Genomic DNA, 14,609 nt, shown 5'->3' on the forward strand with positions numbered 1-14,609 from the left:
ATGGTCCTTTCCCCTTGGAGTCACCCCATGCGTCTGCTCGCCCCTTCTCTGGCCGCCCTTTGCCTGTCCGCGACCCTCGCCGTGCCTGCTGCGGCCCAGGATGCGCCCCGCTTCGCCTTCTTCAGCATCAACCAGCTGGTCCGCAGCTCCAAGAAGGCCGGTGCCATCTTCTCCGAGCTCGAGATCACCGGCAAGAACCTGCAGGAGAAGCTCCAGGCCAAGGGCCAGGAGCTGCAGACCCTGCAGCAGCAGCTGAATTCCCCCAGCATCGACCCCGACAAGAAGGAGGCCCTGGCCAAGAAGTACCGGGATCTGGAGTTCGAGGCCAAGAAGATGCAGGAGGACAGCCAGGCCGAGTACCAGCGAGTGGAGAAGAAGGTCGGCGAGGCCATCACCAAGCTGGCCGGGCCCATCGTCGAGCAGCTGGCCAAGGAGCAGAAGCTCCAGATGGTCTTCTCCGACCAGTCCGTGCAGATCCTCTCCTGGGCCGACGCGGAATGGATGAAGGGCTTCACCGCCGAAGTGGCGAAGCGTCTGGACGCCAGCGAAGCCGTGGCTGCCCCCGCGCCCAAGCCCGCCGCGCCCAAGCCCGCCGCTCCCAAGAAGTAGGACGGGCCTGAGGGCCTGATCCGCGCATGACCGCCGCGCGACGGCTGCTACTGCTGCTCACCGGGATCAACCTGGTGAACTACCTGGATCGGTATGTCGTCGCGGCGGTTCTCGAGCCTCTGGGCCGGGAGCTGCACCTGTCCGACGCCCAGCTGGGGCGCCTGACCTTCGTCTTCATCGCGGTGTACATGTGCGCCGCACCCCTGTTCGGGTATCTGGCCGACCGCTACCACCGCCCGCGGCTTGTGGCCGCCGGGGTCGCGCTCTGGAGCCTGGCCACCCTGGGCGCCGCCTTCGTCCACAGCTATCCGGGCCTGCTGGTGATGCGCTCCCTGGTGGGGGTGGGCGAGGCCGCCTACGCCAGCCTGGGCCCTGCGATGCTGGCGGACGGCTTCCATGAATCCGATCGGGCCCGGACCTTCACCTGGTTCTACCTGGCGATTCCCGTGGGCAGCGCCTTCGGCTACGGACTGGGCGGCCTGGTGGCGGGCGCCTGGGGCTGGCGGTCCTCCTTCCTGGTGGCGGGCCTGCCCGGCCTGGCCCTGGCCCTCTGGATGGCCTTCCAGGTCGATCCCGTCCGGGGGGGCATGGATGAGGTGAAGGATCTGGGAGCAGGCGAACCCTACTTCCACCGCCTGAAGCAGGTCTTCAGGAACCGGGTCTGGCTGGCCTGCACCGCCAGCTATGTGGCCTACACCTTCGCCATGGGAGGCCTCAGCACCTGGGGACCGACCCTGCTCCAGCGCCGGTTCGGCGTGTCCACGGCTCGGGCGGGGCTGGTCTTCGGGGCGCTCGCGGTGGTCACTGGCATCCTGGGCACATTCCTGGGCGGGTGGCTCACGGACCGCTGGCAGAAGCGCTGGCCCGATGCCGGGGCCGGGATTTCCGGCGTCACCCTGGTGGCCGCGGCGCCCGTGGTGGCCTGGGCCCTGGCCACCGGCAACCTCGGCGTGGCCTATGCCCTGTTCTTCGTGGGCATGTTCCTGCTCTTCGTGAACACCAGTCCCGTCAACGCCCTCACGGTCAGCAGCCTGCCCGCCAGCATCCGCGCCACGGGGGTGGCGGTGAATGTGCTGTTCATCCACCTGCTGGGAGACGCCATCAGCCCCGAGCTGGTCGGCCGCCGGGCGGACGCTCTGCATGCAGTGGGCCTGTCGGGCGGGGATGCGCTGGGCCGGGCCCTGTTCCTGGTGCTGCCGGCCATCGCGATCAGCGGCCTGGCCCTCTGGTGGGCCCGGCACCACCCCTCCGCGGCCTGACATGGCCGCCAGTCGGGTCGCCGGGTACCTGGGACGGATCTGGTTCCGCGCCTTGCGACGGGAGGGTCCGCCCCTCCCGCCGGGTCCCTGCCTCATCCTGCTGAACCATCCCAACGGCCTGCTGGATCCGCTGGCCGCAGCCGCGCTCCTGGACCGCCGGGCGGGGTGGCTGGCCAAGGCCACGCTCTGGAAGGTGGCGCCGCTGCGCCCCTTCCTCGGAGCCTTCCGGGCCATCCCCGTGACCCGGCCCAGGGATGGCGGGGCGACGCCGGAATCCATCCAGCAGTGCTTCCGGAAGGTCCACGAGGTGCTGGCCGGGGGCGGATCCGTGGCCATGTTCCCCGAGGGCGTCAGCCACTCGGAGGCGGACCTGGCTCCGCTCAAGACCGGGGCCGCCCGCATGGCCCTCACCAGCCCCACGCCGGTCTCGCTCGTGCCGGCCGGCCTGGTCTACGGCGACCGGGCCACCTTCCGCCACAGCGTCCTCCTGCGGGTGGGTGACCCCGTGGCCTGGGAAGACCTGGCTCCGCGGGGCGACGACCCGGAAGCGGTGGCTGAGCTGACCGTCCGCATCCGGGCCGCCCTGAAGCCCCTGACCCTTCATGATCCCGAGGTGCGGGTGCTGGCCCTGGCCCAGGAGGTGGCCTGGCTCCTGGCGGAGGCCCCCGGCAGCCGCGTGGATCTGGAGGCCCTGCGCCGCCGGGTGAGGGCGTTGGTGCCGCACCTTGTCGCGCTGCCTGGGGAGGACTTGGCCGCGCTGGAAAGCCGCGTGCACGAGGCCCAGGCCTGGCTCCGGGCCAAGGGGGTCCGCCCCGACCAGGTGGGCCACCCGTACCCGGGCGCCGAGATCCGCCACTGGCTGCCGGGCGCGGCCCTGCGCCTGGGGTTGGCGGCCCTGCTGCTGCCGCTGGCGCTGCTCTTCTGGCCCTCGTACCGCCTGGTGGGCTGGGCGGCGAGGCGCTTCACGGACGAAGGCGACCAGACGGCCACCCTGAAGCTGCTCGGCGGCCTCATGATCCACCCCTTCTGGGCTGCGCTCCTGACGGCCCTCGCCGGGTGGCTCTGGGGCTGGCCCACCGCCCTGGTCCCGCCGGTGGCCCTGCTGCTGGTCCTCCTGGGCCTCCCCGCCCTCGAGCGCGCCGGGGAGGACCTCCAGGCCATCCGCGGCTTCCGCCGCCGCCGGGACCCCGCCGTGCCCGAGCTGCTGGAGGCCCGGAGGCAGCTCATCGAAGCGTTCCCGGAGCTGGACCCGTAGACCCAAAAGAAGAGGCGGGGCCGAAGCCCCGCCTCTTCTGGATGCGGCCGTTGGATCAGTGGCCGAGGATGGTGAACTGGTTGGGCAGCTGCATCTCCACGAAGGGCCCGGGTGCGATCGGCAAGGCGGTACCCTGTGTGGGATCCACGACGATGGAAGCGCCCGTGAAGCCCATGAAATAGCGCATCTGGCGCTGGATCAGGCCAAGGTTGACCAGGTTCGTGGGATCGATCAGGGAGTTGTGGTTGATCCCCGTCTGATCGAACTGGAAGTAGCCTTCGGTGGGCGTGGTGTCCGAGAGGGCCACCGCGGCATTGGCGACCTTGGGCGCCAGGGCGCCGCCGGTGATGGTGAACATGAACTGGGCGGGAACGCCTGCGGTGTGGGCCGGGGTGCCGCCGGCGGTGTAGGCCAGCTGCTTGAAGCCGGGCGCGATGGCCGCCGCCGCCGACGTGCCGAGCACGGCACGGCCGCCCAGGGCGTTGCCGAGGTAGCGGGTGTAGGGGTTGGGGATGGAGGTTTCACCCACGGCTTCCTGCATGGCGACGCGGCCGGAGAGCCGGCTGGGGAGCCCGGAAGCCAGGGGGGTGGTCATGGAGGCGGGGTCGGTGGGATCCAGAATGGACTGGGTCACGAGGAAGAACTGGTAGTAGGTGGGCGTGTTCTTGGTGATGCCCACGGCGGCGAGGCCGGCCGTGACGATCGGCTCGAAGGTGGAGGTGCTGTCCAGGCCGATGTAGCCCCAGCGGCCTGCCGGCACGGAGAGGTAGCCCTTCATGTCGGTGTTGAGGGAGGTCTGGGTGTAGGGATAGCCCGTGGTGGAAAGCGTCGTGTTGCCGGCCAGGTAGTAGGTGCCGATGATGGAGCCCAGGCTGTGGCCCACGAACTTGATATCGGCCATCGAGGGCATGGTTGCACCGAGGCCGGCGAACCCGCCGGTCCGGACGGTCAGTTCCAGGCGGTTCAGGTTGAAGGCGGCCTGCTGGACGTTGGAGCGCAGGGCCAGGGGCGCGCCGTAGGCGGCGAAGTCCTGGAACCAGGCCGCGCCGGTGGTGTGGCCGGGGACGGCCAGTTCGCCGTGGAGAGGCTCATCGATGGCGATGACGGCCCGGCCGATGGTGGTCAGGCTCTGGGCCACGGCCAGGGCATGCTCCTTCTGGCCGCCGATGCCGTGGGCGTAGATGACCAGGGGATAGCCCCCGCTGGGCGCGGCGGCAGTCGGGGCGATGTAGACGAAGGGCACCTGGCGGTCCGTGGAATAGAACCCGGCGAGGTGGAGCCCGTCCGGACGGAAGGCCTGGGTCACGCCGGCGGCGGGGTTGTAGGCGCCGGTGATGCCCGTGAGGTCATTGGTCGCGGCATGGGCGGCGACGACCACGGGATCCATGGAGAGGTCGGCGCTATTGATCTTGCCGAGAACGACCGTTCCGACGGTGGCGGGCGCAGGGGTGACGGGCAGGCCGGCGGCGGTCATGGCCGCGGCCCAGTAGACGTCCGGTGAGGGGTTCGTGCCCCCCCGGTCGAAGGTCGCCGTGACGGTGATGGTGTTGCTCCAGGTCTTGGCCGGCAGGTTGCCCGGGATGTTGGACCCGGCCGCGTAGGACCTGAGGGCTGATTCGACGGGCAGGAGCGAGGCACCCGTTGCGGAAGGGCTGGTGGTGGTCAGGGAGATGGCCCCGGCGCCGGTGGTGATGAAGCGGCCCATGACGGTGATGTCCGAGCGCTGGGCGATGGTGGTGGTGGCCGAGGCGGTGATGAGGTCGTTCATCACCTTGGCGTAGCCGGAGAACAGGATGGTGCCGCCGCTGGTGACGTTGGCCCGGATGGGCTCCAGGGCTCCGAAGGAACCGCCGAGCGGCGTGAGGGACTTCAGGGCCTCGAAGTAGGGCGATGCGGAGATCGGCTTGCCGGCCGTGTCCTTCACGCGGTTGGTCACCACGTAGAGGTAGCGGGTGCCCGGCAGCAGCGGGAAGCTGGGGAACAGGAACAGGTCCTTGGTACCGGCGGCGTAGTTGTAGCTGAACATGCCGCTGATATCCGTGAAGCCGAGGGCGGCGTTCTCGGTGCCGGCGGCGTCGGGTGTGAGCTGGAAGACCTTGATGTTGGCCGCGGTGACGGTGGTGGCGTCCACGGCGGCGTTGAACTGGATGTAGACCGGCGCGTTCAGCCCGGAGACGGCATTGGTGCCACCCATCTCGTGGAGGTTCACATAGGCCAGGGCCTCAGGCGGCGTCATGGGCTTGTTCGCGGCCCGGCCCGTCAGGGGGTCCGCGGCCGTGGCCGTGGCCAGGACGTTCGGCAGGGGGACGTTCGCGTTGGCCGGGTCGAACACCGGCGTGGTGGTGCTGGGCATGTAGCCCGGGCCGGTCACGATCGTGGGGGCCTTGGAGTCCCCGCCGCCGCTGCAGGCGAGGATCGTCAGCAGGGAAGCGCCGAGGATCGCTTGGTTCAAGCGTGGATGCATCGCGTCACCTCATGGGTGGGGTTGGGAAGGTTTCGAGGATTGGTCTGTTGACGATAGGCGGCCCGAATGGGAATTGCCACACAAAAGGCGGGGCCCCGGAAGGGGCCCCAGCCTTACTTCGGGTAGGTTAATCGTAGATCAATCCGTGACGGCGAAGACGACCTTGTCGTTCTTAAAGCGGCTCACGGTGATGAGTTCCACGGTGGCCGTCTGCTTGTCGGGGCTGATGGTGAGCTTGTAGTGCTCGTCCTTCAGATAGGAGCCGGGCACCACGTTCACCTTGCCGATCTTCTTCAGGTTCAGGTCGGCGGCCTTGATGGTGATGGTCTTGCCGGAGCGGAGATCCAGGCTCTGGGTGAAGACCTCGTCGCGCCAGTTCTTGCCGGCCCGGTCCTTGGCGAAGACGGGGATCTCGATGACGCCCTCGGACTTCAGGGTGTCGCGGACGCCGACCACGTAGTGCAGCGAATTGAGCTTGGCCAGCTGCGCCGTGTTGTCGGCCTGGAGCTTGGTGCGCTCTTCGATGAGGTTCGCGCGTTCGGTCTGGAGGCCGGCGATCTCCTCGGTGATCTTCTGCTTCTGGCTTTCCAGGTCGGAGACCTCTTCCTGCAGCTTGTCGTTCTGGGCCACGGCCTCGTCACGCTCGCCTTCGATCTTCTCGCGCTCCTGGCGCATCAGGTCGTTGGGGGTGATCTTGGCCTTGCCCTGGGCCACCCAGGTGCCGTAGGTGCCGTTGGCGTAGAAGTGGTAGACCTCGAAGCCCGGCGCCAGCTTCTCCATGATGGCCACACGGCTCACCAGCTTCTTGGCTTCGGCCTCAGGCACACCCTTCTTCTTGAGGAAGCGCATGGCCATGCCGTAGTGGCTGTCGTTGGGCCGGGCCACATCGGGCTTGGGCAGGTCGGCCTTCAGCTTGGCGAGCTTGGAGTTGAGGTCCTTGATCTCCTTGTCCTTGTCCAGCACTTCTTGGAGCAGGGCCTGGTAGGAGCTGTTCTTCTCGTTCTTGATGCGCTCTTCCAGAGCCTTCTTCTGCTCGTCGGTGAGCTGCAGGGTCTCGGCGTTGGGCTTGATGTCGTTCACGCCGGCCTGGGCCAGCTTCTTCTGCTGCTCGGTGCCGGCCTGGTTCAGCTGCTGGCTGGCCTTGTCGGCTTCGGCGGCCTTCTGGGTCAGTTCCCGGATCTGCGGATCCTCGCGCTTGCAGGCGGTGGATACCATCAAGAAGGAGGCGGCCATCAGGGCGAGGGCCAGTGTCGGACGGCGGAATGAAATCATGAGTTCCTCCACTGAGGGGGCTTCGGATAGACGTTTCGGGGATGGAGCCATCCCACCTTAGTCCTCAAGGCTAGGACAAGGCAAGGTTTCCCGCGTCATCCGAAAGGTGTATGGACCAAGAATCCCAGGATATACTTCCCGTTTCCTCCGAGACTGTCCGGAGGGGTTTCCAGGAGTCAGGCATGGCCGCCCAGGGGCGTCACCTGTTCACATCCGAAAGTGTCACCGAGGGGCATCCCGACAAGATGGCGGACCAGATCTCCGACGCCGTGCTGGACGCGGCGCTCAAGGATGATCCCCGCAGCCGCGTCGCCTGCGAGACCCTCCTCACCACGGGCCTCGTGCTGGTGGCGGGCGAGATCACCACCGAGACCTACATCCCCGTCGCCGCTTTGGTGCGCGATGTGGTGAAGGACATCGGCTACGACCACCACATCAAGGGCTTCGACTACGCCACCTGCGCCGTGATGGTGACCATCGACCAGCAGAGCCCCGACATCGCCATGGGCGTGGACACCGGTGGTGCCGGCGACCAGGGCCTGATGTTCGGCTACGCCTGCCGGGAGACACCCGAGCTGATGCCCGCGCCCATCCACTTCAGCCACCTGCTGACGCGGAAGCTCTCCGAGGTCCGCAAGAACGGCCAGCTGCCCTGGCTGCGGCCGGACGGCAAGTCCCAGGTCACCGTGGAGTTCGACGGGGACAAGGTGCAGCGCATCCACACCGTCGTCATCTCCACCCAGCACGACGAGCACGTGACCCAGAACAGCATCCGCGACGCGGTGATCCAGGACGTGATCAAGGCCTCGCTGCCCCAGGAGCTGCTGGACGCCCAGACCATCTTCCACGTGAACCCCACCGGACGCTTCGTGGTGGGCGGGCCCATGGGCGACACGGGTCTCACCGGCCGCAAGATCATCGTGGACACCTACGGCGGCAGCGGGCACCACGGCGGCGGCGCCTTCTCCGGCAAGGATCCCAGCAAGGTGGACCGCAGCGCGGCCTACATGGGCCGCTACATCGCCAAGAACATCGTGGCGGCGGGTCTCGCGGATCGCTGCGAGATCCAGCTCGCCTATGCCATCGGCGTGGCCGAGCCCGTCTCCATCGCCGTGGACACCTTCGGCACTGGGAAGGTGTCGGATGAGGCCATCGTGCGCGCCGTGCGCGAGACCTTCAGCTGCACGCCCAAGGCCATGATCGAGGCCCTGGACCTGCGTCGGCCCATCTACCGGGCGACCGCCGCCTACGGCCACTTCGGCCGCCCCGAGTTCAGCTGGGAGAAGACGGACAAGGTCGCTGCGCTGCGCGCTGCCGCCAAGTAGGCTGTCAGCTGTCAGCTGTCAGCTATCAGCTATCCGTAGAAAAGGATGCGGCCCTGTGAGCCGCGTCCTTTTCTAAATGGCTGACAGCTGATGGCCGACAGCTATTCCGCCAACTCCACGCGATTCCGCCCACCCTGTTTGGCGCGGTAGAGAGCTTCGTCGGCCAGGTTCAGGAGAGCCTCCGCGTTCGGCATCTCCGCCTGGCCCGTGCGGGCCGCGACCCCCATGCTGACGGTCTTCCGGACGGTCGCGCCGCCCAGAACGTGCTCCAGGGCGGCGAACTTCTGGCGCAGACCTTCCGCCACCTGGAGGGCGGTGGCGCCATCGGTGTAGGTCAGCACCAGGGTCAGCTCCTCGCCGCCATAGCGCGCGGCCAGATCCGTGGCCCGGAGGCTGCCGTTCAGCATGGTGCCGATGTTGCGCAGGACCACATCGCCCATGGCATGGCCGAAGGTGTCGTTCACCTCCTTGAAGTGGTCGATGTCGATCATGACCACCGCGAGCGGGACGTTCGTGCGCCGGGCCCGTCGTACCTCCTCCTCCAGGCGGGAGACCAGGCGGCGCCGGTTCGCCAGGCCGGTCAGGGCGTCGGTGACGGACAGGGCCTCGAGCTGGACGTTCATCTCCCGCAGTTCGTCCTGGAGGCGCTTGAGCTTGGTGTGGATGCGCACCCGGGCGAGCAGTTCCTTCTCGTGGAAGGGCTTGGTGACGTAGTCGGAGGCGCCCCGCTCCAGGATCTCGGCCTTGCGGTCGAGGTCGTCCTCGGCGGTGAGCATGATCACCGGGATCTGCTCCAGTTCCTTGCGGCTGGCCTTGAGGCCCAGGAACTTTAGCCCGTCGAAGGCCGGCATCACGAGGTCGCAGAGCACCAGATCCGGCGGTGTCTCCATGATGGTCTTGAAGGCGGTGAGGCCGTCCGCCGCCTCCATGAAGTGGGTGAATCCGCCATCCTTCATGAGGACCGCCTTGATCTCGTTGCGGATCATGGCGTTGTCGTCGACGATGAGGACGCGGCTGCCCATCAGGTCTGTTCGGCGGCGGCCTGGAGCCGCTCCAGCCAGGACCGCCAGGCCTGGGGGGTGAAGGGGGCGGCGGGAGCCAGGTTCCCGCGCATGGTCCGCGTCGCCTGGAGGGGACTTTGCCACAGGGATTCCGGCAGGCGCTCCAGGGCTTCGGCGCAGGCGGTCCAGCCCTCGGGCGTCTGGCAGACCAGCAGCCACTGGTGCCCGGCCTCCAGGCAGAGGCGCACCCGCTCTTCCCAGTTCCAGTCCGCGCAGCCACCCATCTCCAGGTCATCCGGCAGGAAGCGGCCCTGGATGCCCCAGGGATTCGCGACCACGGAGCCGCGGTGCAGGCTGGCGGGCAGGGGGGCCGAAGCCGGGGTGCGGAGGTGGGCCACCATCACCAGCCGGTCGGCGTGGGCCAAGGGGATGAAGGCTGCGGCGTTGCGCTCCACCTGGGCGGCTTCCGGGAGTTCGGGCAGGCCCAGATGGCTGTCCAGGGTGGTCCCGCCCAGACCGGGGAAATGCTTCAGGCAGCCCCGCACGCCGGTGGCCTCCAGCCCGTGGAGAAAGGCCCCGGCGGCGGCGGCGGCCTCGACGGGATCCGTGCTGGCGGCCCGATCCCCGATGCCCGCATCCGGATGCCCATCCCAGAGGTCCGCCACAGGTGCAAAGTCCACGTTGAAACCCAGCAGGCTCAGCCCCTCGCCCCAGAGGCGGCCCCAGGCCTCGCAGGCCGCGGCGCCGCCGCCGGTCCAGATGCGGCGCAGGGGTGGCGTCGCTCCCACCCAGGGCCGCAGGCGGCTCACCCGGCCACCTTCCTGGTCGATGGCCACGGCCAGGGGCCAGGCTTGCCCATGGCGCGCCTGGAGGCCGTCGAGCAGAGCCCGGCAGCGGGCGGGGCCGACCTCCGGGTCCGGATCCAGGTTTCTCGCGAAGAGGACGACACCCCCCGGGGTGAACGGGAAGGCCACCTCCAGGGCATCAAGGCCATGGAAGCCGGTCCAGAGAAGCTGGTGCGCTTGGGTCATCCACTCACCTTATCCGGAGGGCGGGTCGCGGGGGACCGCCCATGCGCGTCATGATGCCGCGGGCCTCCCGCGGCCCAGGGTGCGCTCATAGATTCTGGCCTCGATGAAGATGCGCAGTGCCTCCTTGTCCAGGAGGTTCACCTTGACCTCCTGCTCGAGGATTTCCAGGCTGCGCTCCACGCTCACGGCGGCCTTGTAGGGCCGATCGGCGGCGGTGAGGGCGTCGTAGACATCCGTGACGGCCATGAGCCGGCTCTGGATCGGGATGTCCGGCTCGGTCAGCTTGCGGGGGTACCCCCGGCCGTTCAGCCGCTCGTGGTGGGCGTAGGCGATGTCGGGCACGCCCGCCAGCTCCGTCGTCCAGGGAATCTGGGTGAGGAACCGGTAGGTGTGGGTGACGTGGCTTTCGATCTCCTCCCGCTCTTCGGCGGACAGGCTGCCCTTGGGAATCCTCAGCAGGTCGAGGTCGCTGGGCTCGAACAGAACCCGGTGATCTCCGCTCCAGTGCTGGTAGGTGAGGTCCTCCAGAGAGTCCAGTTCCCGCGCCACCTCCTGGGGCAGCACCGTCGGTTCGTTGCTCCGCCGGACCAGGTCCATGATGCGCCGCGTCTCCTCCTCCTGACGGTGCAGGAGAGCCTCGAGACGCCCGTGATCGAAGGACTGGCCCTGGCTCCAGGCCTCGAGCACCCGATCCCTCATGGCCTCGAGGGTGCGCTGGTGGAGCCGCTGGTAGATGCTGTCCAGCCGCTCATCGTAGAGCTTCTTCGCCTTCACCAGCACCTGCTCGCGGACCCCCACCTTGCCGAAGTCGTGGAGCAGGCTGGCGTAGCGGATCTCCCGGATCTGGATCGGGGTGAACTGGAGCTGGCCGTACGGACCGTTCGGCGTCATGTTCACGGCTTCCGCCAAGCCCACGGTGAGCTCCGCCACGCGGCTGGAATGGCCGGAGGTGCTGGGATCCCGGGCCTCGATGGCGGTCACGGAGGCGTTCACGAAGCCTTCGAAGAGCCGCTCGATGTCGTTCTTCAGGCCCAGGATCTCCTGGGTGCGGGCCTCCACCATGTGCTCGAGGTTCTGCTGGTATTCCTCGTTCTCCCGCAGCAGCCGGTAGTGCTCCAGGGCCCGCTCCAGGCTGGCCTCGATCTCCACCAGCTTGAAGGGCTTCTGGATGAAATCGTAGGCGCCCCGCTTGAGGGCCTGGATGGCCGCCTCGGTGGTGGCGTAGCCGGTCATCAGGATGCCCAGGCTCTTGGGGTCGCTGTCATGTACGGCCCGCAGCAGTTCCAGCCCCGACAGCCCGCCCGGCATGTTCAGGTCCGTGAAGATGACGGGGAAGTGCTTGCTCCGGACCAGGTCGAGCGCCTTGGCGCCATCCTCGGCCCCCTCCACGGCATAGCCCTCATCGGTGAGGGCTTCCACCAGCAGGTTCCGGAGATCGGCCTCGTCGTCCACGATGAGGATGGGGATGGGGGTCGTGAGAGGCACACAGTCTCCGTGCACCTGGACCTCATCGGGTCGGGCCAGGCCTTTGGCAAGTTTTGCATGAAAGCGGCCTTTTTTGCCCAAGCCAATCTCGGGCGAGGGCGCCTACTGGATGGCCTCACCTTCGACGACGAGCTGGCCGTCCCGGACCGAGAGCAGGGCCCGGCCGCCGGGCTGGAGCTGGCCCTGGAGGATGAGACGGGACAGTGGATTGACGACGGACTGCTGGATGAGCCGCTTGAGCGGCCGGGCGCCGTAGTGGGGGTCGAAGCCCTCCGACGCCAGCCAGTCCAGGACCTCCTCCGGCACCTCCAGGTCCAGCCGCTGCTCCCGCAGCAGGGCCTCCACCCGCTTGAGTTGGATGCGGGCCACGGCCTTCATGTCCTCCTGGCTGAGGGAGCGGAAGATCACCCCCTCGTCCAAGCGGTTGAGGAACTCGGGCCGGAAGTGGCCGTGCAGGGCCGCCTTCACCGCGACCTCGGCCTTGGTGGCGTCGCCACCGGCGTCGTAGATGGCCTGGCTGCCCAGGTTCGTGGTCATGAGCACCACGGTGTTGCGGAAGTTCACCGTGCGGCCCTGGCCATCCGTGAGGCGCCCGTCCTCCAGCACCTGGAGGAAGAGGTCGAAGGTGCGGGGGTGGGCCTTCTCCATCTCGTCGAGCAGGATCACGGCGTAGGGGCGGCGGCGGATGGCCTCGGTGAGGCGGCCGCCCTCCTCGTAGCCCACGTAGCCGGGCGCGGCGCCGATCAGGCGCGTGGCGTCGGCCTCGTGGGTGAACTCGCTCATGTCGATGCGGACCAGGGCGTTCTCATCGTCGAAGAGGAACTCCGCCAGGGCCCGGGCCACTTCCGTCTTGCCCACGCCCGTCGGGCCCAGGAAGAGGAAGCTGCCGATGGGCCGCTTGGGATCGCCCAGGCCGGCGCGGTTGCGGCGCAGGGCGTCGGAGATGGCCGTCAGGGCCGGATCCTGGCCCACCACGCGCTCGCGGAGGCGGGCCTCCATCTTCAGGAGCTTCTCCACCTCGCCTTCGAGGATGCGGCTCACGGGGATGCCGGTCCAGCGGCTGACGATGGCCGCCACATCCGGTTCGCCCACTTCGAGCCGCAGCATGGCGCTCTCCTTGGGCGAGGTGGCGGCGATCTGCTTCTCCAGCGCGGGGATCTCGCCGTATTCGAGCCGCGAGGCCCGCTCGTACTCGCCCTTCGTCTTCGCCTGGTCCAGCTCGATGCGCAGGTCGTCCAGCTTCTTCTGGAGCCCGCGCGTGCCTTCGATGACCTTCTTCTCGTTCTCCCACTGCGCCCGGAGCTTGCTCAGCTCCTCGTTCAGTTCCGCCAATTCTTTTTCAATATCGGCAAGCCGCGCGCGGCTGGCCGCATCCTTCTCCTTGGTGAGGGAGTGCCGCTCCAATTGCAGCTGCATCTCGCGGCGCTCGCGGACGTCGATCTCCGTGGGGCGGCTGTCGATCTGCATGCGCACGGCGCTGGCGGCCTCGTCCATGAGGTCCACGGCCTTGTCCGGCAGGAAGCGGTCGGAGATGTAGCGCTGGCTCAGCTGGGCCGCGGCCACCAGGGCGGCATCCTGGATCCGCACGCCGTGGTGCAGTTCGTAGCGCTCCTTCAGCCCGCGCAGGATGGAGATGGCGTCCTCCACGGAGGGCTCGTCCACCAGCACCGGCTGGAAGCGGCGCTCCAGGGCGGCGTCCTTCTCGATGTGCTTGCGGTACTCGTCCAGGGTGGTGGCGCCGATGCAGCGCAGCTCGCCCCGGGCCAGGGCCGGCTTCAGCAGGTTGGCGGCGTCCATGCCGCCGGAGACGGCGCCCGCCCCCACCAGCAGGTGCAGTTCGTCGATGAAGAGGACGATCTGGCCTTCGGCCTTCTCGACTTCTTCGATGACGCCCTTGAGGCGCTCCTCGAACTGGCCCCGGTACTGGGTGCCGGCCACCAGGGAGCCCATGTCCAGGCCCATGACGCGCAGGCCCTTCAGGCTCTCCGGCACGTCGCGCTTGTGGATGCGCTGGGCCAGGCCCTCCACGATGGCGGTCTTGCCCACGCCGGGCTCGCCGATGAGCACGGGGTTGTTCTTGGTGCGCCGTGACAGCACCTGCAGCACGCGGCGGATCTCCTCGTCCCGGCCGATGACGGGGTCCAGCTTCCCGGCTTCGGCCAGGGCCGTGTAGTCCTTGGCGTACTTCTCCAGGCTGGCGAACTTCTCTTCGGCCTTCTCGTCCTCCACCTTCGAGCCCTTGCGGGTCTCGCGGATGGCGGCCTCCAGCGTCTTCCGGTCCAGGCCGAAGCGCTCCAGCGCCTTCTTGGCGTCTGTGTGGGCGTTGCTGAGGGCCAGCAGCAGGGCGTCCGTGGCCAGGAAACGGTCGCCCAGGCCCCGGCCCGTGTCGCTGGCGACTTCGAGGAAATGGCGGAAGGCCGCGCCCACCTGGGGCTCGGCGCCCCCGACGGCCCGGGGCAGCTTCGCGACGAGCCCATCGGCGGCCTCCACCAGGCCCTGGGTGGATTCGGGCGTGAGCCCGGCCCGCTCCAGCAGGGGCCGCAGGCCGGCCTCAGGAGCGAGCAGGGCCAGGAGGAGGTGCTGGGGCACCAGCTCCGGGTGCTGGTCCGCCACGGCCCGTTCGCGGGCGGCCACCAGGGCATCGTTGGCTTTCTGGGTGAAGGGAAGGAGGGACATGAACCACCTCGGGTTCCAGGATGAATCAAATATGATTATGATGCACTAAAATTTTCTTCTAAAATATATTTGAACTTACGAAAATGGAACCTTCCCGGCCGGAGATGAAGCCCCTCGGGGAGGCCTCCGATGGGCCCGCCCCGTATCGACCGTTCTGGGAGACGCGCCTCGATCGCCTGGCGGGACTCTTCGGGACCTTCAGGCCCAGGCTGGCGACGATCTCCTGCGGGAG

The 14,609-nt window shown here is 68.3% G+C and carries 10 protein-coding genes; 4 read left to right on the plus strand and 6 right to left on the minus strand.

The features are described 5' to 3' along the window. The first annotated feature begins 27 nt into the window (after nucleotides 1-27). From MLE43_RS10385 to MLE43_RS10395, 3 genes are read left to right on the plus strand one after another with little or no spacing between them, the layout of a single operon-like run. Entirely contained in the window at nucleotides 28-609 is a 582-nt protein-coding gene (locus MLE43_RS10385; RefSeq protein WP_243303696.1) for an OmpH/Skp family outer membrane protein, read from the plus strand. Nucleotides 610-635: 26 nt separating this feature from the next. After that, nucleotides 636-1,868: a spinster family MFS transporter gene (locus MLE43_RS10390; RefSeq protein WP_243303698.1), complete on the plus strand. Its 1,233-nt coding sequence runs from the start codon at nucleotides 636-638 to the stop codon at nucleotides 1,866-1,868. Between the two features lies 1 nt (nucleotide 1,869). Beyond that, nucleotides 1,870-3,123: a 1-acyl-sn-glycerol-3-phosphate acyltransferase gene (locus tag MLE43_RS10395; RefSeq protein WP_243303700.1), complete on the plus strand. Its 1,254-nt coding sequence runs from the start codon at nucleotides 1,870-1,872 to the stop codon at nucleotides 3,121-3,123. A 55-nt stretch (nucleotides 3,124-3,178) separates the two neighbouring features. Here MLE43_RS10395 and MLE43_RS10400 read toward each other — a convergent pair whose 3' ends face one another. Further along, on the minus strand, nucleotides 3,179-5,587 hold the full coding sequence (locus MLE43_RS10400; RefSeq protein ID WP_243303702.1) for an Ig-like domain-containing protein: 2,409 nt from the start codon (nucleotides 5,585-5,587) through the stop codon (nucleotides 3,179-3,181). Between the two features lie 138 nt (nucleotides 5,588-5,725). Further along, complete coding sequence (locus MLE43_RS10405; RefSeq protein WP_243303704.1) at nucleotides 5,726-6,859, minus strand: hypothetical protein; 1,134 nt, start codon at nucleotides 6,857-6,859, stop codon at nucleotides 5,726-5,728. 182 nt (nucleotides 6,860-7,041) lie between these two features. On the opposite strand from MLE43_RS10405, the gene metK reads away from it, so the two are divergent. Further along, complete coding sequence (gene metK / locus MLE43_RS10410) at nucleotides 7,042-8,184, plus strand: methionine adenosyltransferase (RefSeq protein ID WP_243303706.1); 1,143 nt, start codon at nucleotides 7,042-7,044, stop codon at nucleotides 8,182-8,184. Between the two features lie 101 nt (nucleotides 8,185-8,285). Here the strand turns inward: metK and MLE43_RS10415 are convergent, their stop codons facing one another. The 4 genes from MLE43_RS10415 to MLE43_RS10430 all read right to left on the minus strand — a co-directional run bounded on the left by MLE43_RS10415 (nucleotide 8,286) and on the right by MLE43_RS10430 (nucleotide 14,377). Next, a complete protein-coding gene (locus tag MLE43_RS10415; protein ID WP_243303707.1) occupies nucleotides 8,286-9,206 on the minus strand; it encodes a diguanylate cyclase in 921 nt (306 codons plus the stop codon). Beyond that, on the minus strand, nucleotides 9,206-10,216 hold the full coding sequence (locus MLE43_RS10420) for a glycoside hydrolase family 3 N-terminal domain-containing protein (protein ID WP_243303709.1): 1,011 nt from the start codon (nucleotides 10,214-10,216) through the stop codon (nucleotides 9,206-9,208). Before MLE43_RS10420 ends, MLE43_RS10415 begins: the two co-directional genes overlap by 1 nt. Before the next feature lie 48 nt (nucleotides 10,217-10,264). Further along, on the minus strand, nucleotides 10,265-11,701 hold the full coding sequence (locus MLE43_RS10425) for an HD domain-containing phosphohydrolase (RefSeq protein ID WP_243303711.1): 1,437 nt from the start codon (nucleotides 11,699-11,701) through the stop codon (nucleotides 10,265-10,267). 102 nt (nucleotides 11,702-11,803) lie between these two features. After that, nucleotides 11,804-14,377 (minus strand): ATP-dependent Clp protease ATP-binding subunit, encoded by a 2,574-nt coding sequence (locus tag MLE43_RS10430; RefSeq protein WP_243303713.1) that lies wholly within the window; start codon nucleotides 14,375-14,377, stop codon nucleotides 11,804-11,806. Between the last annotated feature and the right edge of the window lie 232 nt (nucleotides 14,378-14,609).

The organism is Geothrix oryzisoli (assembly GCF_022808865.1).
In the GTDB taxonomy this organism is placed as follows: Bacteria; Acidobacteriota; Holophagae; order Holophagales; family Holophagaceae; genus Geothrix; species Geothrix oryzisoli.

Excerpts from the sequence above, each read along its gene's own strand:
- MLE43_RS10385 (WP_243303696.1), top strand. The coding sequence starts at position 28 with ATGCGTCTGCTCGCCCCTTCTCTGGCCGCCCTTTGCCTGTCCGCGACC.
- MLE43_RS10390 (WP_243303698.1), top strand. The coding sequence starts at position 636 with ATGACCGCCGCGCGACGGCTGCTACTGCTGCTCACCGGGATCAACCTG.
- MLE43_RS10395 (WP_243303700.1), top strand. The coding sequence starts at position 1,870 with ATGGCCGCCAGTCGGGTCGCCGGGTACCTGGGACGGATCTGGTTCCGC.
- MLE43_RS10400 (WP_243303702.1), bottom strand. The coding sequence starts at position 5,587 with ATGCATCCACGCTTGAACCAAGCGATCCTCGGCGCTTCCCTGCTGACG.
- MLE43_RS10405 (WP_243303704.1), bottom strand. The coding sequence starts at position 6,859 with ATGATTTCATTCCGCCGTCCGACACTGGCCCTCGCCCTGATGGCCGCC.
- metK (WP_243303706.1), top strand. The coding sequence starts at position 7,042 with ATGGCCGCCCAGGGGCGTCACCTGTTCACATCCGAAAGTGTCACCGAG.
- MLE43_RS10415 (WP_243303707.1), bottom strand. The coding sequence starts at position 9,206 with ATGGGCAGCCGCGTCCTCATCGTCGACGACAACGCCATGATCCGCAAC.
- MLE43_RS10420 (WP_243303709.1), bottom strand. The coding sequence starts at position 10,216 with ATGACCCAAGCGCACCAGCTTCTCTGGACCGGCTTCCATGGCCTTGAT.
- MLE43_RS10430 (WP_243303713.1), bottom strand. The coding sequence starts at position 14,377 with ATGTCCCTCCTTCCCTTCACCCAGAAAGCCAACGATGCCCTGGTGGCC.